This window comes from Flavobacterium limi (assembly GCF_010645075.1).
Taxonomy (GTDB): Bacteria; Bacteroidota; Bacteroidia; order Flavobacteriales; family Flavobacteriaceae; genus Flavobacterium; species Flavobacterium limi.
Genome location: NZ_JAADZV010000002.1, coordinates 572,113 through 594,753, shown reverse-complemented (window position 1 = coordinate 594,753; position 22,641 = coordinate 572,113). Strand labels below are relative to the sequence as shown.

Genomic DNA, 22,641 nt, shown 5'->3' with positions numbered 1-22,641 from the left:
GAATTATATTTAAAGTTATTCTAATATCAGGCTTAAATTTAAATTTATAAATTGCCGATAAATAAATATATTATAGCTGTTTATCAATGTGTTAAATAATTATAAATATAACTATTCACCTTTTTTTAACTCACTAATTTACTGTATTTAACATAAGTAATAATACTGCTTCCTCAACTTGCTTTCTGTTTTTCTAAATCCTGGATTAAAAATATTTATAAAAAAGACGACTAAAAGATGGAGGAATTCTGGCTACAATAAGAAAAGCCATCTGATGAAAACTAAAAAGATTAATTAAAAAAATAAAACTGCATGCTGAATATCCTATTTTAGCATGCAGTTTTATTTATATGTGAAAAATGAAATTTTACTTCTATAAAAAAAAATTAAGCAAAAATATAAATTTTAAAAAAGGAAAGAAGTAAATTGTTTTTAACTATATAATGTTTTAAAAAAGATTAAAATAACGGAATATTATAAACTCATGAGAATATCAAAATTAATTCGTGCTATTGTATTATTTATGACTCTGGTAACTCAGGCACAAACTTTTAATAAATCCGGAACATTTGAAGCCGGAGAAAAAACTTTCCTGCTAAACGGAAAGCCGTTTTTAGTACGTGCAGGCGAATTACACTTCCCGAGAATTCCCCGTGAATATTGGGAACATCGCATACAGATGTGTAAAGCTATGGGAATGAATACAATTTGTATTTATCTATTCTGGAATTTCCATGAACAGCAACCGGATCAATTCGATTTTACCGGACAAAAAGACGTAGCTGAATTTGTCAGACTCGTTCAAAAAAACGGGATGTATTGTATTGTTCGGCCTGGACCCTATGCCTGTGCAGAATGGGATATGGGTGGTTTGCCTTGGTGGTTGTTGAAAAAAAATGACCTGCAGGTTCGTACAGCCAATGACTCTTATTTTATGGAACGTTCTGCTAAATATCTGAAAGAAGTAGGCAAACAATTAGCTCCGTACCAAATTCAAAATGGAGGAAATATTATTATGGTTCAGGTCGAAAATGAATATGGCGTTTTTGGCAATGATGTGAATTATATGTCAAAAGTTCGAGATGCCGTTCGTAGTTCAGGATTTGATACAGTGCAGTTGTTCCGTTGTGACTGGAGTTCAAACTTCTTTAAATATGATGTAGAAGGTGTATATACAGCATTAAATTTTGGTGCAGGTTCAAATATTGAAAAACAGTTTGAAAAATATCAGGAAATTTACCCAAAAGCACCGTTAATGTGCAGCGAATACTGGACGGGCTGGTTCGATTACTGGGGACGTGCGCATGAAACCCGTTCGATAAGCAGTTTCATAGGCAGTTTGAAAGACATGCTGGATCGTAACATTTCATTTAGTTTGTATATGGCACATGGAGGTACATCGTTTGGTCAATGGGGTGGAGCCAATGCACCTCCTTTTGGTTCGATGGTTGCTTCTTATGATTATAATGCCCCAATAAATGAGGCAGGACAGCCAACGGACAAGTTTTATGCTGTTCGTGATTTGATGAAAAACTATCTGAATCCGGGAGAAACAATTCCGGAACCACCAGCAAATTATCCAGTAATTGCAATTCCAAAAATTACTTTTAATAAATCCGCATCGCTTTTTGAGAATCTTCCAAAAGCTAGTAATGCGATAGACATAAAACCAATGGAATTCTTTGATCAGGGTTGGGGACGAATTTTGTATCGAACTAAATTACCGGAAAGTAAATCTGCTTTTAAATTAAAAATTACCGATTTACACGATTGGGCACTTATTTATGTCAATGGTAAACTTGTTGGTAATCTTGATCGTCGTAAAGATGAAAATACAATTGAAATGCCTGCTGTAAAAAAGGGTGATGTTTTAGATATTTTAGTAGAGGCGAATGGTCGTGTTAATTATGGAAAAACCATTATTGACCGAAAAGGTATTACTGAAAGAGTTGAAATATTGGCAGGTACTGTTACTGCGAATCTGAAAAACTGGGAAGTTTTTAATTTTCCGGTTGATCATGATTTTCAGAAAAAAATGAAATTCAAAAAAGAAAAAATCAATGGACCAGGCTGGTATCATGCTACTTTTAATTTGAATGTTGTTGGTGACTCTTATATTGATATGAGTACCTGGGGCAAAGGAATGGTTTGGATAAATGGATATAATATTGGCCGATATTGGAAAATCGGTCCGCAGCAAACCTTGTTTATGCCGGGATGCTGGTTGAAAAAAGGAAAAAATGAAGTCATTATCCTTGATCTAGAAGTTCCAAAAGAATCTCAAATTTCAGGTGTTACTATTCCGGTTTTAGATAAAATTGTAATTGACGAATCACTTTTGCATCGTAAAAAAGGAGAAACTCTGGATTTATCTGCTGAAATCCCTTCAAATGAAGGAGCACTAAGTAGCGGTCAGGGATGGAAAGAAGTAATTTTTGAAAAAGAATTACAAGGTCAGTATTTTTGTTTTGAGGCGTTAGATTCACAAAATCTAAAAGATCAAAGCAGTAGTATTGCTGAACTTGAACTAATTGGTACTGATGGCGTGTCAATTAATCGCTCAAAATGGAAAATAGTATATGCAGATAGCGAAGAGGTTTCAGTTGGAAATTATTCTGCTGAAAAAATATTCGATCAGCAGGAATCTACTTTTTGGTCAACAGCCTGGACGGTATCAAAAACCCCTCATCCGCACCATGTAGTTGTAAACATGGAGGATAATGTAAAAATTAAAGGTTTCAGATATTTGCCGCGTACTGATAAAAGTACAAATGGGAATGTAAAATCATATCGTTTCTATATAAAACCTGATTTATTCGTCATTAAAAAATAAATATTCTAAATAATTTTCACAATATTTTTAATTTAAAAGACCATCTTATTTAAGAAGTATAAATGGATGTTATTTAAAATGAGACATATTTTCCTGGCCCGAAAATATTGAAATATTTCTTTGATAAATTCATTCAGATGTATTATTTCAGTGTTGATAAAAGCATATTAAAATATAGGCTATTGGTGTTATAATTCAAATTTAGGCATTGTATATTTTTTAATTCAAACACAAACGCATCAAAAATTGCATTCCCATTGATTTTTGAAATTGTTATTGACTTTTACCATTAAAAAAACCGAACTTTGCTCCTCAATTTTACCTTATGAATTCAGCATTATTTTATGGCGTTCTGCAAAAAAGATTCCCTTTTGTCCCAACTTACAAACAGGATATTTTTTTTCAGAAAATCGCTATTTTTTTAACCGAGCCAGACAACCGAACTATTTTTGTATTAAAAGGGTATGCAGGAACGGGTAAAACAACTGTGATTTCGACCATTGTAAATAATCTTGGGGATATTAATAAGAAGTTTGTTTTGCTGGCGCCAACCGGCCGTGCGGCAAAAGTAATTGCTAATTATTCAAATACGCCAGCTTTCACAATTCATAAAAAAATATATTTTCCCAAGAAATCGGCTGGAGGAGGGGTTGCTTTTACGAGACAGGTCAATAAACATAAAAACACCATTTTCATAGTCGATGAGGCTTCGATGATTTCAGACAGTACGCTGGATAGTGGTTCTCTTTTAGACGATTTGATTAATTATGTGTATTCCGGAACCAACTGCAAAATGATTCTTTTGGGAGACACGGCACAGCTGCCTCCGGTAAATTTAGATATTAGCCCGGCACTCGATACACATACCCTGGGTGTACATTACGATAAAGAAATAGAACATATAGAACTGGATGAAGTAATGCGACAGGAAGAAAAATCCGGGATTCTATATAATGCTACCGAATTACGTGAACTATTGAAAGAATCGTTTATAACTGAATTCAGGTTTAATGTAAAAAAATTCAAAGATATTGTTCGCCTGACCGATGGTTACGATATACAGGATGCAATTAATACAGCTTACAGCAATTACAGCATTGAAGATACTGCTTTTATTGTGCGTTCGAATAAACGCGCCAATCAGTACAATGAGCAAATCCGGACCCGGATATTGTTTAAGGAAAGCGAACTTTCGGTTGGGGATTTTCTGATGGTGGTAAAGAATAATTACTTCTGGCTAAATGAAACCGATGAAGCCGGATTTATTGCCAACGGAGATATTATTGAGATTTTGGAACTATTCGGAATCAAAGAATTATACGGATTTACTTTTGCGAAAGTCAAAATCAGAATGGTCGATTATCCGGATCAGAAACCTTTTGAAACGGTTTTACTTTTGGATACGATTAAAAGTGAATCACCTTCTCTAACGTATGAAGAATCAAATCGTTTGTATGAAGAAGTCATGAAAGATTATGAAGACGAGCCAACCAAATATAAAAGATTTCAAAAAGTAAAAGAAAATGAATATTTCAACGGTTTACAAGTTAAATTCTCTTACGCAATAACCTGTCATAAATCGCAGGGAGGGCAGTGGAATACCGTTTTTATTGAACAGCCTTATTTACCAAACGGAATCGATCGCGACTACATCAGATGGCTTTATACTGCTATGACACGTGCTAAAAATAAGCTATATTTGATTGGATTTAAAGATGACAGTTTTGAGGAATAAAAACACTAATTTCACAAATTAACACGAATTGATTTTAGGTTAAGATTAGTGAAAATCTGTGCAATTTGTTTTTAAATTTATTTACCATGACAACACTAAACGACTTACATTCGATTTCGTCTACGTTTTCGAATACCGATAAAATGCCGGTTTTGTTTTTAGGGCACGGCAGCCCAATGAATGCCATTGAAGAAAATCAATTTGTGACCGGGTTTCGCAATCTCGCTAAAACCTTGCCGCAGCCGAATGCAATTTTATGTATTTCGGCACATTGGTTTACGAAAGGAACCAAAGTCACTTCAATGCAGATGCCCAGGACGATTCATGATTTTGGAGGTTTTCCACAGGCACTTTTTGATGTGCAGTATCCCGCAAAGGGAAGTCCCGAACTGGCTCTGGAAACCCAAAAAATCTTAGATCCGGTTATAGTTGATTTAGACGAACACTGGGGTTTAGATCATGGCGCCTGGAGTGTAATCAAACATCTATATCCCAATGCAGATGTTCCGGTTATTCAGCTGAGTATTGATTATACCAAATCGGGACACTCCCATTTTGAATTGGCAAAAAAACTGCATTCCCTTCGTTACAAAGGTGTTCTGATTATCGGAAGCGGAAATATTGTTCACAACCTGCGTTTGGTTGATTTTAGGAATTTTGATAAAGATAATTACGGCTATGACTGGGCAATTGAAGCAAGAGAAACGGTTAATAATTATCTGTTGGATGGTAATTTTCAGCCTTTGATTGATTTTGAAAAAATGAATAAAGCAGTTCAGTTAGCGATTCCAACTCCGGATCATTATTTGCCTTTATTGTATACTTTAGGTCTAAAGGAAGAATCAGAAGAACTGAGTTTGTTTAATGATAAATTGCTGGCCGGATCTTTGAGTATGACATCAGTAAAAATTATGTAATATATTTGTGTGTCTTTGTGAAATCCTTGTGAATCTCAGTGGAATAAATACTTCACAAAGTCATAAATAGATTCAAATAGATTCGAAAATAAAAACTATAATAATTTGAGGACGAGATGCTTAGTTCCTCGCAATGACATAAAAATGAAAATAATAGCTGTAATTCCGGCGCGATATGCATCAACACGTTTCCCCGCAAAACTGATGCAGGACCTTGGAGGTAAAACGATAATTTTAAGAACATATGAAGCCTCTGTTGCCACAAATTTATTTGATGATGTATTTGTTGTAACCGATTCTGATTTAATATATAATGAAATTGTTTCGAATGGCGGCAAAGCCATTATGAGTATTAAAGAACATGAGTCGGGAAGTGACCGGATTGCAGAAGCTGTGGCAAATCTTGATGTTGATATTGTGGTGAATGTTCAGGGTGATGAGCCTTTTACAGAAGCGGGACCTTTAGAACAGGTTTTGTCTGTTTTTAAAAATGATGTAGAAAAAAAGATTGATCTGGCTTCGTTAATGCGTGAAATCACTGATGAAGACGAAATCAATAACCCAAATCATGTGAAAGTTGTAGTTGATCAGTCGCAGTTTGCTTTGTATTTTTCACGTTCTGTAATTCCGTACCCGAGAGATAAGGATGCAGGTGTGCGTTATTTTCAGCATATAGGAATTTATGCTTTTAGAAAACAGGCTTTATTAGACTTTCACAGCCTCCCAATGAAATCCCTTGAAGCTTCTGAAAAACTGGAACAGCTTCGTTATTTGGAATTCGGAAAAAAAATTAAAATGGTTGAAACAACCCATGTTGGAATTGGGATTGATACAGCTGAGGATTTGGAAAAGGCGAGGGCTATGCTGAAAGATCTTTAAATATCGATAATGAAACGCAGAACTTTGTAAAGGTTTTTAAAAGTAGCATTATCCTCAATCTTGTCATTTCGACGCAGGAGAAATCACACAAGAAGCTCCACAATTAAAACAATAATAATTAAGTGTTCTCCCTCAGTGATTTCTCCTGCGTCGAAATGACAGACTTTGAGAAAAGTAAAAAGCTCCAATTGGAGCTTTTTTTACATCTAAAATATTCTAAACTTTAGTATAAACTTGGGAATTTAGCCGGATTGACTTCGTGCATCATCTCATAAACTTTCTCAAAAATATCTTCGGCAGAAGGTTTCGAGAAATAGTCACCATCAGTTCCGTAAGCAGGTCTGTGAGCTTTTGCCGCAAGTGTCTGTGGCTTGCTGTCCAGATATTTATACGCATCCTGATCTTCGAGGATTTGTTGTAAAATAAAAGCTGAGGCTCCACCAGGAACATCTTCGTCAATTACCAACAGACGATTTGTTTTGGCGATACTTTTTACAATATCCTTGTTCACATCAAACGGAAGCAATGACTGAATGTCAATTACTTCACAATCAATTCCTAATTCCAGTAATTCTTTAGCTGCTTGTTCTACCAGTCTTAATGTTGATCCGTAGGAGACAAGTGTAATATCTGAACCTTCTTTTAATGTTTCAACTACACCAATTGGTGTTTTGAATTCACCAAAATTCAAAGGTGTTTTTTCTTTTAAGCGGTAACCATTCAAACATTCGATTACTAATGCCGGTTCGTCGCACTCTAAAAGTGTGTTGTAAAATCCTGCAGCCTGCGTCATATTTCTTGGTACTAAAACATGAATGCCACGAATAGAGTTGATAATCATTCCCATTGGAGAACCGGAGTGCCAAATACCTTCTAAACGGTGTCCGCGGGTTCTGATAATTAAAGGCGCTTTTTGTTTTCCTACTGTTCTGTATTGCAGCGTTGCCAAATCATCACTCATAATCTGGATCGCATACAATAAATAGTCCAGATACTGAATCTCGGCAATTGGTCGTAAACCTCTCAATGCCATTCCGATTCCCTGACCAATAATAGTCGCTTCACGAATTCCAACATCGGCAACACGAAGTTCGCCGTATTTTTCCTGCATACCTTCAAGCCCCTGGTTTACATCGCCAATATTTCCTACATCTTCACCAAAAATCAAAAGTTCAGGATATTTAGAAAATAATACATCGAAGTTGTCACGAAGAATCATTCTTCCGTCTAAATCGGGTTTCGCATTTTCATTGTATTCAGGAAGAACTTTTTCAACTGAAAAAACATTCTGTGCAGATTCTGAATGCTGGTTGCTGCTAAATTTTTCCTGTGTAATTGCGATATAATTGGTAATCCATTCTGACAGTAACAATTTGCTGTTTGGGACTTCAATAAAACGTAATATTTTGCGGGCAATAACCAGCATTTCTTTTTTCAAAGGCGCTTTTATTGCTTTTAGCTCAGAGATATATTTCTGGATTTTATCCTTGTGGTTGATACTGGCAGCTGAAATTTGCTCTAATAAAACCAAAAGATTTTTTTGATCTTCAATAATTGGATTAATGAAGAGGTTCCAGGCTTCTTTTTTGGCTTCAAGAACTTCGTTTTTTATTAAGGATTCCATTTCGTCCAGTTCTTCAGGAGATGCAATATTGATGGCAATCATCCATAAACGCATTTGACGGATACAGTCGTAATTTTTTTCCCAACCAAGTCTTTCTCCATTTTTATAACGCTCATGTGATCCGGAAGTAGAGTGACCTTGAGGCTGAGTCAGTTCGTTTACGTGAATTAAAACCGGAATATGATGCTCACGCGCAATGGCACCGGCTCTTTCATAAGTAGAAACCAGTTCAGCATAATCCCAGCCTTTTACCCTTAAAATTTCATAGCCTTCAGAATCTTCATCACGCTGGTATCCTTTTAAGATTTCAGAGATATTTTCTTTGGTCGTCTGATGTTTAGCGTGTACAGAAATTCCGTATTCGTCATCCCAGACACTCATTACCATCGGAACCTGTAAAACTCCGGCAGCATTTATGGTTTCAAAAAACAAACCTTCAGAAGTACTGGCGTTACCGATAGTTCCCCAGGCAACTTCATTTCCGTTTACAGAGAATTTGTCTTTGATTTCGATTCCGTCCACATGTCTGTAAATTTTTGAAGCCTGTGCTAACCCAAGTAATCTCGGCATTTGTGCGGCTGTAGGAGATATATCTGCGCTTGAATTTTTTTGTTTTGTTAAGTCTTTCCAGGAGCCGTCTTCGTTTAAACTGTGTGTTACAAAGTGCCCACCCATTTGTCTTCCTGCTGACATTGGATCAAAATCTAAATCGGTATGACCATATAGTCCTGCGAAAAATTGTTTAGGGGTAAATTCACCAATAGCCATCATAAAAGTCTGGTCACGGTAGTATCCTGAACGGAAATCTCCGTCTTTAAAAGCTTTTGCCATAGCCAGCTGCGGTACTTCTTTTCCGTCACCAAATATTCCAAATTTGGCTTTTCCTGTCAATACTTCTTTTCGGCCTAACAGACTGCATTCCCGACTGGTAACCGCAATTTTATAGTCATTTAATACTTCAGTTCTAAAATCCTCGAAGGTTAATGTAGTATTGCTTTTTTCTGTAATCATAATCTGGAAGGGTCATGTTTAGGTTGCGAAATTACTCAAAATCTACCAATAATCATAATTCATTAAAATAAATATAATTTAATTATTTGTAGCTAAACTCAAAAAACTACGTATTTTTTTTGAGTAATATCTATTAAAAACAATATTAAACTAATAATTATTCATGTTTTTGTTTAAAATAGGAACAATTAAAACCATTTTCGGGTAAAAAGATTGACTAATGTTTTGGGAGACAATGTGATAACAAACCTGATTTTTTCGTTATAATTGGATTGAGAAATTTCCCATCCATTGTTGGAATATACCGGGAAATAAACTTCAAAATAGTCAGGAACTAGGTTTAAACGAATACCGCTGTCATAAACAAAGTGTTCATTTTGATTTTTGTTTTTAGTAAAACCAAGATCTCCGTAAGCTTCAATCCAGTTCCAAATAGAATAACTTGCATTTAAAGTAGTCATCCACTGATTGGCATATCTCGGCTCAATCATAGATTTGAATCCTCCTTCGGCAATAACATATTGCTGGCTGAAGAACCCAGTACTTTCAGATCTTCCGTAAAAATTGTAATCAAATAAATAATCAGTTGGACGGTCTAAACCAAAGCTGAAATAATCTGAATCTGTTGTATTGTATAAAAAACTGCCGATAAATAATCTCAAATTTAATTTACGGTTATTCTCAAATAGTCTTCTGTATTCAATTTCTCCGGCTAATTTTCCGAAATCACCTGAAAACTGTACATCGGTCATGAAACTAAAATGATTAATCAATTCGGTTTTAGTATTCAGATACCTAAGATTAAAAACAGAATAGTTTGGACTGGAATTATCAGTTATATACTCACTTGCTTCCCTATTTACAATTACCTGACGCGCAATAATAAATTGTTTTCGGTTGTCCCTGAAATTTTCCTCCCGGATTCGAAACTGAATCATTGGGTTTAATCTGAAATAAGTAGCATCGGGTGCATAATGAAAATAATTCTGACTTATAGAATACCTTATATTGTAAAGGTTGCTGTCACGATAATAATGATTCAGCGAAAAAGCGGATGAACTGGAAAAAGTTCCTGCCTTAATGGAATAAGAAGGGTTGATATCAAAAGTAAACGGTTTGTCTAAGATTGTTTTGTTATGAAAACGCATACCTGGTGCAAACCCGTCATAGTAATTATAGGTAAGGGTTGGGACGTATAAGACCTGATTATAGTATGGATCTTCTAAATCTTTTGCAAAATTAAATTTGATCGGCCGATTCGTAATAACCAGACTTTTTAACGATTTCCAGTTATTTCGCTGATTGTACTCGGGAACTTCATTATCATAATTCAAAACAATTTTATCTGCGTTTTTTCTTTCGAAAACATAAACAGAATCGTTGCTTTGGGGTTCAATCCATTGCTTAAAAACAATGTTGTTTTTTTTAAGGCCGTAAACAGGAACCGGAACAAATATGTTTGTTTTATTCTTTATTGAAAAATGAATACTGTCTTTGGTTCTGGAAACATTTCCAAACTTATAATCGATGCTTTCGCGTGAACCAATGATGGTTTCAAAAAACCAGTCAATTTTTTTTGGGCTTTTTTGAGTCAGTATTTTTTCAAAATCATATCGGTTTACCTGTTGTGTTTTGTTTAGGCTATAGAATTCCTGAACACTTTCGGGAACTATATTATGATTTAAATAACCATCCAGATAACTCAGGCTTAGGCCCGCACGATATTTACTCGCAATCTGCTCATTGAATTTAATGAGCGTATTTTTTGGATCTCCCAACGGCTGATCCAGGTTTTTTCGAGCCATTAACATATAATAATAGCTGTATTGCTCATTAAAAGTCAGATTGGTAATATTATAGCTTTTAAAGAGTTTCATTTTGGAAAGCCTGCCCAGCATCTTTTGATCCATGTGGTTTTCTTCCATGAATTTCATCATCGCATAAATCTGGAGTCCGTCATAAATCCAGTTGTCTTTTCGGGGATCGAGGCGCAGGCTGTATTGTAGGTAATTATTTAAATACGTCTTTAAAAAGGTAATTTCAAACATGAATTCATCCGAAAACGGACTTATAAACGAAGGCAGCTGATTCAGTCCGTAAAAAGGATTACGATCATAATCTGCCTGGGATACCGTGATTTTTTTATGCGGGTATTTTCCAATAAAATTATTAGCAAAAGTGATTACCCTGTTGATAATTATTGCTTTTTGTATCTCGCCGAGTTTTTTGTTTTTTAAATTTGTAAGCACTTCCAGTTCTCCATTATTATAACTGTTGAAAGTATTTTGCTTTTCAATAAACAAATTAAAATCTGTCCTGCTGCTTCCGGAAAAAAGATAGGTACTGAAGGCAGGAGAGGAAGAATCTTTTGAAACTGAATCCAGATCTGTGGTAATGGTGTACTGATTCGGAACTTTAATTTGTAATTCATAGTCCGTTGCAGCATTTGCAATATCATCAAGGTTATAATTATGATACTTTATAAAACTATGATTTTCAAAACGGGCAGGGCTCAAAAACCAGTTTCTCAGGTTCATTCCACCGTTTTGGGTATAGCCGTAGCGAGTAAATTTATCGCTCGGAATTTTAGCAATATAAGTAAGATGTAAATCAGTTTTACTGTTAGGAGGTAGTTTATTTTTCAGTTTAATTATAACGAAATCCGGATTTTCATTGGTTCTCTGCCACTCCAAAGCCATAAATTGATTATCTGTCAGCTCAATCATGGTTGTATTTCCCCGTTCTTCGGGTTTGGCCAAATGAAAGCCTTTATAAAATTCATCTGAAAAACGTAAAGCAAGGGGCGTATTTTTATCAGAAAAAGCATTATTCCAGTCATTTAAAACAATGGAGTCCAAAGAATCGTTAGAAGCATTGTAATAAGTAATATCCTGTTTTACGTGCAGTGTTTTAAGCTCAGGATTCACCGCCACCTCCATCTTAGACTGATGCTGCGCGAATTGTTTTAATGAGGACATCAAAACAAAAACGAAAAGAAAGATTTTAAAAAATGGATTCAATGCTGGCTTAAAATTTAGGTGAATAATTTAAGTTACGGGCTTATGGCTGTTTTGGTTTTATTGTAAAAATAGTATAAAAAAAAAGCTGTTTAAAAGACAGCTCTTATTTTTTGTAATTCCATATATAAATAATATAAGAAAATGTAAGTTTTATGCGGGTCAATTTAATGAACTTATAGTACTTATATGATGTAAGAAAATATTAGAAATTCGGACTCAAATCATATTTCTTGTAGAATTTATCCAGAACATCAACTACTTCATCTTCAGTATCTACGATTTTGAATAGGTCTAAATCACCAGGGCTTACTGTCTGCATTTTTTCCACCAAAACCGTTTTTACCCAATCAATTAATCCTGACCAAAATTCAACACCTACTAATATAATAGGAAATTTTCCAATTTTTTTAGTCTGAATGAGGGTTATCGCTTCAAACATTTCATCTAATGTTCCAAATCCTCCGGGCATTACTACAAAGCCTTGTGAATATTTTACAAACATTACTTTTCTAACAAAAAAGTAATCGAAATTTAGGTTTTTATCATGATCGATGTAAGGATTAAAATGCTGTTCAAAAGGCAGTTCGATATTTAAACCAACAGAAGTTCCTCCGCCTAAATGTGCACCTTTATTTCCTGCTTCCATAATTCCGGGACCACCGCCTGTAATAACACCGTAACCGGCCTTGCTGATCTTATAAGCAATTTTTTCCGCCAGTAAATAATATTTGTCTTCGGGTTTTGTTCTGGCTGATCCGAAAATTGATACACAAGGACCAATACGCCCCATGCTTTCATATCCGTTTACAAATTCGGCCATGATTTTAAAAATTGCCCAACTGTCATTGGTTCTGATTTCATTCCACGTTTTTTGTTTCAAACGATCCTGAATTACTTTATCCTCATCATTGTCAAAATCTTCTAATCTCATTCTGTGTATTATTAATTTATTATTTTGCTGTAAAAGTTAAAAATTTGTATGTTATTGTACCAGAAAAATAACAGCTTTGACATGTTTGAAAACATTGGCAAAGCTGTTGCACTAAATTAACTCTTTTTTTGAAAATTGTTATAAAAATAGATTATTTATTCCCATTAGAATAAAACTGTTTTTCTAACTGTTTTATTTTTATTGCTTTATGAAAATAAATCGATGGTTTTTGATTTATTTTTTTATCAGTTTTTCTTTAAAAAAATCAATAGTTCTTTTCCATGATAAAGCTGCGGCTGCTTCATCATATCTTGGAGTTGTGTTATTGTGAAAACCGTGATTAACCCCTTCATAAAAACAGGCAGTGTGCTGTACTTTATTTTTATTAAGTATTTCTTCAAAAGCGGGCCATCCTTCGTTCACCCGGTTATCTAAACCTGCATAATGCAAAAGGAGCGGAGTCTTTATTTTTTTTGCTTCTTCTTTTGTGGGCTGTCCACCGTAATACGGGACCGCTGCAGATAAAGAAGGTATTTTTACCGCCATCATGTTCGAAATCCATCCTCCAAAGCAAAATCCGACAACACCTACATGACCGTTGCAGTCTTTGTGTGATTTTAGATATAAATAAGCAGCAATAAAGTCCTCCAGCATTTCTTCCCGTGTGCGCTTTTTTTGAAGCTCGCGCCCGGAATCATCATTACCGGGATATCCGCCTAATGGAGATAATGCATCGGGAGCGAGTGTAATGAAACCTTCCATAGCGGCTCTCCTGCCAACATCTTCTATATAAGGATTTAATCCCCTGTTTTCATGTACGACAATAATTCCGGGTAATTTCTTTTTGATTTCAGCAGGCTTTGACAATTGGCCTTTAATACTGCCTCCGCCTTTTGGTGAATCATAGCTTATGTATTGCGTTTTTAATCTTGGGTCAGTTGACTGAATTAAAATGCTATCGGCATAATTGGGTGTTATAAAGCTTAAAAGAGAAGGAAGGGTAATAGCTCCAACAGCAAAAAACAGATAATTTTTCTATAAATTGTCTTCTCCCGATTTTATTATGGGCATAATCATCATATAAATCAAACACTTCCTGAGATATATCTTCTTTGGTTAATTTTTGCATAACAGTTAATTTGTGAGAGTAATTTTAGTAAATAACATTTGAGCACTATAAAAGTAAAAAATATAGATTTAAGAATGTTTTTTTATTATTTTTATTGAATTAGAAAAAGCCCATATTGGCAGGAATGTTTAATTTTTAATAATGAAATTATCGTATCAAATACTTTTAGCATTTACCCTGATAATTTTATTGTCTGTAGCAGATTCATACACTAATTACATGCTGTCTAAAAAAGTACAGCGAAATTCACAGTTTCTTGCCAGATCAGAAGAGATTATCCGAAATTCAAATAAAACCCACAAGGCCATTATTGAGATGCAGAGTGCTTTTAGGGGCTATTTACTGACAAATGATGAGACATTTTTAGACTCTTACTTTAAGGGACGTAATAGCGTACCAAAACTGATCAAAGAGCAGCAGCTTAGAATTGGGAATAATAATAATCAGCGCAGAATATTAGATTCAATCAGCAGCCTGCATAACAGCTGGCTGAGTTATTCTGCTCAATTAATCATTTCGCGAGAAAAATTTCCTGATTCGTATCAAAATCTTTTTGATACTTCATTAAAAAGACATGTCGGAAAAAAAATAAATGATGCTATTAATCTCAAATTTTCAAGATTTGACAAGATAGAATATAAAAGGAGAAAACTACATACAGACAGATTACTGATTTCTTTAAAAAATGCTCATACATTTTCATTCATTTTCCTTACTTTAACAATTGTGGTAGGGGTTTTTAGTACAGCATTTATTTTGGTAGTTACTACTAAAAGAATCAGTTCGATGGTGAGTCTTGCCGAAAATATTTCAAAAGGCAATTTCACCAGTGTTAAGGATACGGGTAACGATGAATTATCTGCTTTGGCTGTTTCTTTAAATATGATGTCTGAAAAATTGGATAAAAACATTCATGAACTAAAAAACAGAAATGCCGAGCTCAACAAATTTGCTTATGTGGTTTCTCACGATTTGAAAGCTCCCATCCGTGGAATTCACAATGTAATTACATGGATTGAAGAAGATCATGCTAATGAAATTTCTCCGGAGATTAAAAGATATCTGAGGATTATACCTCAAAAGACACAGCGTATGGAGGCACTTATTAATGGTTTACTGGACTATGCCAGACTGAACCTTAAAACGCCTCCCGAAAGTATAAATACAAATGCTCTGGTTCAGGAGATTGCAGATTCTATTGTTCCAAGGTCATTTAGTCTTGAAATTGACCATCTCCCTGATTTATTTACAGAAAGAATTAAGCTTGAACAGGTTTTTGCTAATTTAATCAGTAATGCAGTAAAATATACTCCAAAAGAGGAGGGCGGAATAATTCAGATTAAATGCAAAATATTCCCTAACTTTTATGAATTTTCAGTGAAAGATAATGGGATTGGTATTGCGGTAGAATTCCACCAAAAGATATTCGAAATATTTCAGACACTTCGGGAGCAGAATGAACAGGAAAGTACAGGAGTTGGCCTTGCAATTGTAAAAAAAATAATAGATGATCAGCAAGAATCCATTACTGTAAAATCGACATTAGGAGAAGGTGCCGAATTTATCTTTACATGGAGAAATAGTTAAAAGTAAAATCTGATGGCTTAGCCAGGAAATGATAAATTTAAGGAACTAATACATATTCCTGATTCTTTGAAAACAAATTTATTAAGTATGAAAAAACCAACAATCTTATTAATAGAAGATGATGAACTCGACATCATAAGTGTGGAGCGATCATTGAAAAAAATTGATAGTGAGTATGTACTTCATACCGCTTATAATGGAATTGAAGCCTTAAAAATCCTTAGGGATACAAATTCAGGATTGATTCCGGATGTCATTCTCCTGGATATCAACATGCCCAGAATGAATGGAATAGAATTTTTAAAAGAGATAAGAGAGGACAAAAAACTTAAGAATTTAAAAGTTTTTATAATGACAACATCTTCTGAAGCTGACGACAGATTTGAGGCAGAAAAATTAGGAATATCAGGTTATATTATCAAACCTCTGAATTATACCGATAATTCAAAAAGACCGGATTCTATGGAGGCTTTTGTACAATTTCATTTAAGGAAAATATTACTTGATGAAAACATATAAATACCTGTTTTTAATGCTAAATTAGATGTTTATAATTGGAATTTTAAAGTGCAATAAATTGGTTGGCAGTCATTCTTATAAAGAATTGAAAACATGAAAAAAATAAAAAAGAATACAGAAAATCCCGAAAGTGTGATAGTACTTCCGTTAGTTACCGGAGAAAAACCTCTAAAAACTAAAGCTAAAAAAGCAGATTTAGAGGATTCTGTTTTAACTGATGCGGAATTTCTGAAAATTTTGCTTAAGGTTAAAAATGGTAATTTCACTCAGCGCTTCCCAACCGATCAAAACGGAACTAAAAGATCTATTTGTGAAACTTTAAACGAAATCATCGATCTCAACGAACGTATGGTTTTTGAATTCCAAAAGGTGGGTAAAAGCATCGGTAAGCAGGGAAAACTGACAAATCGTGTAGCACTTGATGGGGCAAGGGGATCGTGGAGTTCATGTGTCGATTCAGTTAATACTTTGATTTCAGATCTGGTACACCCGACCATTGAGATTGCGCACGTAATTACCTCGGTGGCAAAAGGAAATTTATCACAGGAAATGCCACTTTCTATTGAAGGAAATCCGCTTCAGGGAGAGTTCCTCAGGATTGCAAAAGAGGTAAACGGAATGGTAAAACAGCTGAATCTGTTTTCGATGGAGGTAACCCGTGTGGCGCGTGAGGTAGGTACAGAAGGTAAACTGGGAGGCCAGGCAAAAGTGAGAGGAGTTGGTGGTGTATGGAAAGATTTGACCGATTCGGTAAACAAAATGGCAAGTAACTTAACCGGTCAGGTGCGTAATATTGCCGATGTAACAACAGCGGTAGCAAAAGGTGACCTTTCGAAAAAAATTACTGTTGACGTAAAAGGAGAAATCTTAGAACTTAAAAATACCATCAACACAATGGTGGATCAGTTGAACTCGTTTTCTTCTGAGGTAACCCGTGTGGCACGTGAGGTAGGTACGGAAGGTAAACTTGGAGGGCAGGCGCAGGTAAAAGGTGTCGGCGGAACCTGGAAAGACTTAACGGATTCTGTAAACCAGATGGCAAGTAACTTAACCGGTCAGGTACGTAATATTGCCGATGTAACCACAGCGGTAGCAAAAGGTGATCTTTCGAAAAAAATTACCGTTGACGTAAAAGGAGAAATCTTAGAGCTTAAAAATACCATTAATACGATGGTGGATCAGCTGAACTCATTTTCTTCTGAGGTAACGCGTGTGGCTGTAGAGGTAGGATCTGAAGGAAAACTGGGAGGTCAGGCAAAAGTACGAGGAGTTGGTGGTGTGTGGAAAGATTTGACCGATTCGGTAAATCAAATGGCAAGTAACTTAACCGGTCAGGTACGTAATATTGCCGAGGTAACAACGGCGGTAGCAAAAGGCGACCTTTCGAAAAAAATTACAGTAAACGTTGCAGGAGAGATTCTGGAACTTAAGAATACAATCAATACCATGGTGGATCAGCTGAACTCCTTTGGTGCCGAGGTAACCCGAGTGGCGCGTGAGGTAGGATCAGAAGGAAAACTGGGAGGTCAGGCAAAAGTAAAAGGAGTTGGTGGAACCTGGAAAGATTTAACGGATTCGGTGAACCAGATGGCATCGAATCTTACTGGTCAGGTACGTAATATTGCTGAGGTAACAACCGCGGTGGCAAATGGTGACCTTTCGAAAAAAATTACAGCCGTTGCCGAAGGTGAGATTCTGGAGCTTAAGAAAACTATTAATACGATGGTGGACCAGCTGAACTCCTTTTCATCCGAGGTGACCCGTGTGGCACTTGAGGTAGGAACCGAAGGGAAACTGGGAGGTCAGGCAAAAGTAAAAGGGGTCGGCGGAACCTGGAAAGATTTAACGGATTCTGTTAATCAGATGGCGTCTAACTTAACCGGTCAGGTGCGTAATATTGCCGAGGTAACTACTGCAGTAGCAAAAGGCGATTTATCACGCCAGATTACGGTAGATACAAAAGGGGAAATCCTGGAGCTTAAAAATACAATTAACACGATGGTGGGGCAGCTGAACTCCTTTGCCTCTGAGGTAACCCGTGTGGCACGTGAGGTAGGAACCGAAGGTAAATTAGGAGGACAGGCACAGGTAGAAGGTGTTGGTGGAACCTGGAAAGATTTAACAGATTCGGTAAATCAGATGGCAGGTAACCTTACTGCTCAGGTACGTAATATTGCTGAGGTAACTACTGCTGTAGCAAAAGGTGATTTATCACGTCAGATTACGGTAGATACCAAAGGAGAAATCTTAGAGCTTAAAAATACCATTAATACGATGGTGGATCAGCTTCGTGACTTTGCTTCTGAGGTTACCAGGGTATCCAGAGAGGTAGGAACCGAAGGAAAACTGGGAGGACAGGCAAATGTACCGGGGGTTGCCGGAACCTGGAAGGATTTGACCGATTCGGTAAACCAGATGGCGGGTAACCTTACCGCTCAGGTACGTAATATTGCCGATGTGGCGATTGCCGTGGCAAACGGGGATATGTCCCGAAAAATTACGGTTGACGTACGTGGAGAGATTCTTCAATTGAAAGAAACTCTAAACACGATGGTGGACCAGTTAAGGGAGTTTGCCTCTGAGGTAACGCGTGTGGCGCGTGAGGTGGGAACAGAAGGGAAACTGGGAGGACAGGCAAATGTACCGGGGGTTGCAGGAACGTGGAAAGATTTGACTGATTCGGTGAATCAGATGGCAGGTAACTTAACGACTCAGGTGCGTAATATTGCGGAGGTAACAATCGCCGTTGCAAATGGGGATATGTCCAAAAAAATTACTGCAGACGTGCGTGGAGAGATTCTTCAATTGAAAGAAACTGTAAATACGATGGTGGATCAGCTTCGTGCTTTCGCATCGGAGGTAACCCGCGTGGCGCGTGAGGTAGGAACTGAGGGGAAACTGGGAGGACAGGCTTTTGTACCAGGAGTTGCCGGGACGTGGAAAGATTTAACGGACTCAGTGAATCAGATGGCATCGAACTTAACCGGTCAGGTGCGAAATATTGCCGATGTAACCAAGGCCGTAGCAAATGGTGACCTTTCGAAACAAATTACCGTTGACGTAAAAGGGGAAATCCTGGACCTGAAAAATACCTTTAATACAATGGTGGAACAGTTGAATTCATTCTCTTCTGAGGTAACGCGTGTGGCGCGTGAGGTAGGAACCGAAGGAAAACTGGGTGGGCAATCAGAAGTAAAAGGTGTTGCAGGAACGTGGAAAGATTTAACAGATTCGGTTAACGTAATGGCATCGAATCTAACAGGTCAGGTTCGTGGAATTGCAAAGGTTGTAACCTCAGTTGCAAAAGGAAACTTAAAACAAAAATTATCGATTGATGCCAAAGGAGAGGTGGCACAATTAACGGACACCATCAACGAAATGATTGATACGCTGGCAACATTTTCTGATCAGGTAACAACCGTAGCGCGTGAGGTAGGAGCAGAAGGAAAATTAGGAGGTCAGGCAAATGTACCTGGAGCTTCCGGAACATGGAAAAATTTAACAGAAAACGTAAATCAGCTGGCGGCAAACTTAACAACCCAAGTGCGTGCGATTTCGGAGGTAGCATCGGCGGTAACGCAAGGGGATTTAACCCGAACGATTGGTGTTGAAGCCAAAGGCGAGGTGGAGGCTTTGAAAGATACCATTAACCAGATGATTTCGAATCTTAAAGCAACCACTTTAAGAAATCAGGAACAGGACTGGCTGAAATCGAACTTAGCCAAGTTTACCCAAATGCTTCAGGGGCAAAAAGAATTGCATTCGGTTACCAAGAAAATCTTATCAGAGCTTGCAACCGTAGTAACCGCACAGCACGGACTCTTCTATATTTTGCAGGAAGATGAAAATTTTGAAGATTCGAAATTGAACCTGATTGCTTCTTATGCTTACATCAAAAGAAAAAAATCTCCTACCCAGTATGCAATGGGTGAAGGGCTTATAGGTCAGGTCGCAGTTGAAAAAGAACGAATCATTTTGAGTAATGTTCCTAAGGATTATATCAAAATTAATTCAGGTCTAGGAGATGCAAAACCCAAAGATGTTATTATTTTGCCGGTATTATTTGAAGGACAATTAAAAGCCGTTATCGAACTGGCTTCGTTGGACACATTTAGCGAAACACACTTAGATTTCCTTGAAGGATTGACAGAGAGTATAGGCATTGTACTGAATACGATCGAATCCAATTCCAGAACAGAGGAATTGCTTGTTCAGTCACAATCATTGGCAAATGAGCTTAAAAGTCAGCAGGAAGTACTGAAAAACACCAACGAAGAGCTGGAAGAAAAAGCCATTTTGTTAGCGAATCAAAAAGAAGAAGTGGAGCTTAAAAACCAGGAAGTTGAGGTTGCCAGAAAGGCTTTGGAAGAAAAAGCCGATCAGCTGACTTTAACCTCTAAATATAAATCGGAATTCTTAGCAAACATGTCACATGAGTTAAGAACACCGCTGAACAGTTTACAGATTTTGGCCAATGAATTAATTGCGAATCGTGACGGTAATTTATCCGAAAAACAAATTCAGTTTGCTAAAACAATTAATTCATGCGGGGATGACCTTATTCAGCTAATTAACGACATTCTGGATCTTTCCAAAATCGAATCCGGATATATTTCTGTCGATTACAACCCGATCAGTTTTGAAGACATCAGCCGATTTGTTGCTTCTACTTTCAACCCGATTTCAGAAGCCAAACATCTTCGATTTGACATTATTATGGATGAAGACCTTCCTGAAGTGATGGAAACCGATTCGCAGCGTTTAAATCAGATTTTAAAGAATTTACTTTCAAATTCATTTAAATTTACTGAAAAAGGAGAAGTAAAGCTTAAAATTTATAAAGCAAACAATAATTGGAAAACTAATAATCTAAGCCTTGAAAATGCAGAATCTGTAGTGGCTTTTGAGATTTCTGATACCGGAATTGGTATTTCAAAAGAAAAACAAAATATCATTTTTGAAGCTTTTCAGCAAGCTGAGGGCTCTACAAGCCGTAAATATGGAGGAACAGGTTTAGGATTGTCGATTAGCCGTGGACTTTCAGATTTATTGGGTGGTAGTATCGAATTGGAAAGTGAAATTAATGTAGGAAGTAAATTTACCTTATTTCTCCCTCTGAAATATGTACATATTGCCGAAGTACAAGATATTGATGTGAATGAAGATAATGATTCAAAAGGAAAAATTAAATCCTTACCATCAGAGAAATTCAACAGGTCTGATATCGAGTTGTTCTTTGTAGATGAAGTAGGAGATGACAGAACGGATATTAAACCCGACGATAAAGTACTGTTGATAGCAGAAGATAATCTGATTTTTGCCAGGATTATGCTGGAACAAGCACATATTAACGGAATTAAGGCTATTGTTACTACAAAAGGAAATGATGTAATTGATTTTATAAATCAGTTTAATCCTCATGCCATCACTATGGACCTTAATATGCCCGATACCAGCGGATGGAAGATTCTGGACCGATTAAAAACAGACTTTAATCTGCGTCACATTCCTGTTTACATTATATCTGGTGAAGATGAGAGAAATAAAGGCCTTAAGCGTGGTGCCAGAAATTTTTTCGTAAAACCGGTTAAGAATGATTCATTGAATTATTTATTTAATGATATTCATGATTTTAAAAATAAAAAGATAAAGAACCTCTTGGTGGTTGATGATAATCAGGCAGAATTAGACAGGATTCTCAAAGCAGTTGACGGGAATGACATTACAATTTTTAGCGCAAAAACTGCCAAAGAAGCAGTGAAACTTATACAGGAAAAGTCATTTGACTGTATTATTCTGGATTTAGTGCTTCCTGATGCAGATGGTCTGGATATTATTACCGATCTTGAGAACAATATTGCAGGACAGGAAACGGCTATTATTATACATTCAGCAGGAGATGTGACTAAGAAACAAAAGGCAAAACTCAACAGATTTGCACATAGTATAATTACAAAAAGTGCAAACTCTTTGGAAGAATTAGTAGATCAGACGGCCTTATTTATGCATCGTGTTCATAAAGAACTCCCTGAGGTTATGCGAGAAACCATAGAGTCGTTTTATTTGAAAGAAGATGTCCTGCCAGGCAAAAAAGTATTGCTGGTTGATGATGATGTTCGTAACCTGTTTGCACTCACTACTGCATTGGAACGTTATGGATTAAACGTTATCAGTGCAGAAAGCGGTCAGGAGGCTATTGATTTGCTTAATGAAGATAAAAACATTGATATTGTTTTGATGGATATTATGATGCCTGAAATGGATGGTTATGAAACAATGAAACGCATTCGAAAAGACGCAAAACATAAAGACCTCACTATTATCGCAGTAACGGCAAAAGCGATGAAAGGAGACAGACAACGCTGTATAGAATCAGGAGCTTCAGATTATATGACCAAGCCTGTAAATGTGGAACAGCTATCTACGCTGATGCGTGTATGGCTTAAATAATTCAAA

Annotated in this window: 10 protein-coding genes and 1 pseudogene; 7 read left to right on the top strand and 4 right to left on the bottom strand. The window is 36.4% G+C overall.

Going from position 1 to position 22,641, the window contains the following annotated elements; translation table 11 throughout:
• Positions 1–484: 484 nt before the first annotated feature.
• The 4 genes from GXM16_RS06975 to kdsB all read left to right on the top strand — a co-directional run bounded on the left by GXM16_RS06975 (position 485) and on the right by kdsB (position 6,364).
• Complete coding sequence (locus GXM16_RS06975) at positions 485–2,833, top strand: beta-galactosidase (RefSeq protein WP_188726532.1); 2,349 nt, start codon at positions 485–487, stop codon at positions 2,831–2,833.
• A gap of 325 nt (positions 2,834–3,158) precedes the next feature.
• Positions 3,159–4,568 (top strand): ATP-dependent DNA helicase, encoded by a 1,410-nt coding sequence (locus GXM16_RS06970; RefSeq protein WP_163393674.1) that lies wholly within the window; start codon positions 3,159–3,161, stop codon positions 4,566–4,568.
• Positions 4,569–4,654: 86 nt separating this feature from the next.
• Positions 4,655–5,485, top strand: a complete 831-nt coding sequence (gene ygiD / locus GXM16_RS06965; protein ID WP_163393673.1) for a 4,5-DOPA-extradiol-dioxygenase — start codon at positions 4,655–4,657, stop codon at positions 5,483–5,485.
• A 144-nt stretch (positions 5,486–5,629) separates the two neighbouring features.
• The gene (gene kdsB, locus GXM16_RS06960; RefSeq protein ID WP_163393672.1) at positions 5,630–6,364 is read left to right on the top strand and encodes a 3-deoxy-manno-octulosonate cytidylyltransferase; all 735 of its coding nucleotides are present in this window, start codon (positions 5,630–5,632) and stop codon (positions 6,362–6,364) included.
• Between the two features lie 223 nt (positions 6,365–6,587).
• Here kdsB and GXM16_RS06955 read toward each other — a convergent pair whose 3' ends face one another.
• The 4 genes and pseudogenes from GXM16_RS06955 to GXM16_RS06940 all read right to left on the bottom strand — a co-directional run bounded on the left by GXM16_RS06955 (position 6,588) and on the right by GXM16_RS06940 (position 14,079).
• Positions 6,588–8,999 carry an alpha-ketoacid dehydrogenase subunit alpha/beta gene (locus GXM16_RS06955; protein WP_163393671.1) on the bottom strand — a complete coding sequence of 804 codons (2,412 nt, stop codon included), beginning with the start codon at positions 8,997–8,999 and terminating at the stop codon, positions 6,588–6,590.
• A 188-nt stretch (positions 9,000–9,187) separates the two neighbouring features.
• Complete coding sequence (locus tag GXM16_RS06950) at positions 9,188–11,938, bottom strand: gluzincin family metallopeptidase (RefSeq protein WP_163393701.1); 2,751 nt, start codon at positions 11,936–11,938, stop codon at positions 9,188–9,190.
• Positions 11,939–12,221: 283 nt separating this feature from the next.
• Positions 12,222–12,950, bottom strand: coding sequence for an LOG family protein (locus GXM16_RS06945; protein WP_163393670.1), 729 nt, complete (start codon positions 12,948–12,950; stop codon positions 12,222–12,224).
• A 234-nt stretch (positions 12,951–13,184) separates the two neighbouring features.
• Positions 13,185–14,079: pseudogene (locus GXM16_RS06940) on the bottom strand (dienelactone hydrolase family protein).
• 141 nt (positions 14,080–14,220) lie between these two features.
• Here GXM16_RS06940 and GXM16_RS06935 point away from each other — a divergent pair.
• From GXM16_RS06935 to GXM16_RS06925, 3 genes are all read left to right on the top strand, one after another.
• Positions 14,221–15,666, top strand: a complete 1,446-nt coding sequence (locus GXM16_RS06935; RefSeq protein WP_163393669.1) for an ATP-binding protein — start codon at positions 14,221–14,223, stop codon at positions 15,664–15,666.
• Between the two features lie 87 nt (positions 15,667–15,753).
• Positions 15,754–16,185 carry a response regulator gene (locus tag GXM16_RS06930; protein WP_163393668.1) on the top strand — a complete coding sequence of 144 codons (432 nt, stop codon included), beginning with the start codon at positions 15,754–15,756 and terminating at the stop codon, positions 16,183–16,185.
• Between the two features lie 93 nt (positions 16,186–16,278).
• Positions 16,279–22,635 (top strand): hybrid sensor histidine kinase/response regulator, encoded by a 6,357-nt coding sequence (locus GXM16_RS06925; RefSeq protein ID WP_163393667.1) that lies wholly within the window; start codon positions 16,279–16,281, stop codon positions 22,633–22,635.
• The last annotated feature ends 6 nt before the right edge of the window (positions 22,636–22,641 follow it).

What these genes read in the sequence shown, in the direction of transcription:
- ygiD (WP_163393673.1), top strand. Translation starts at nt 4,655, where the DNA reads ATGACAACACTAAACGACTTACATTCGATTTCGTCTACGTTTTCGAAT.
- GXM16_RS06950 (WP_163393701.1), bottom strand. Translation starts at nt 11,938, where the DNA reads ATGGAGGTGGCGGTGAATCCTGAGCTTAAAACACTGCACGTAAAACAG.
- GXM16_RS06970 (WP_163393674.1), top strand. Translation starts at nt 3,159, where the DNA reads ATGAATTCAGCATTATTTTATGGCGTTCTGCAAAAAAGATTCCCTTTT.
- GXM16_RS06930 (WP_163393668.1), top strand. Translation starts at nt 15,754, where the DNA reads ATGAAAAAACCAACAATCTTATTAATAGAAGATGATGAACTCGACATC.
- GXM16_RS06935 (WP_163393669.1), top strand. Translation starts at nt 14,221, where the DNA reads ATGAAATTATCGTATCAAATACTTTTAGCATTTACCCTGATAATTTTA.
- GXM16_RS06925 (WP_163393667.1), top strand. Translation starts at nt 16,279, where the DNA reads ATGAAAAAAATAAAAAAGAATACAGAAAATCCCGAAAGTGTGATAGTA.
- GXM16_RS06975 (WP_188726532.1), top strand. Translation starts at nt 485, where the DNA reads ATGAGAATATCAAAATTAATTCGTGCTATTGTATTATTTATGACTCTG.
- GXM16_RS06945 (WP_163393670.1), bottom strand. Translation starts at nt 12,950, where the DNA reads ATGAGATTAGAAGATTTTGACAATGATGAGGATAAAGTAATTCAGGAT.
- kdsB (WP_163393672.1), top strand. Translation starts at nt 5,630, where the DNA reads ATGAAAATAATAGCTGTAATTCCGGCGCGATATGCATCAACACGTTTC.
- GXM16_RS06955 (WP_163393671.1), bottom strand. Translation starts at nt 8,999, where the DNA reads ATGATTACAGAAAAAAGCAATACTACATTAACCTTCGAGGATTTTAGA.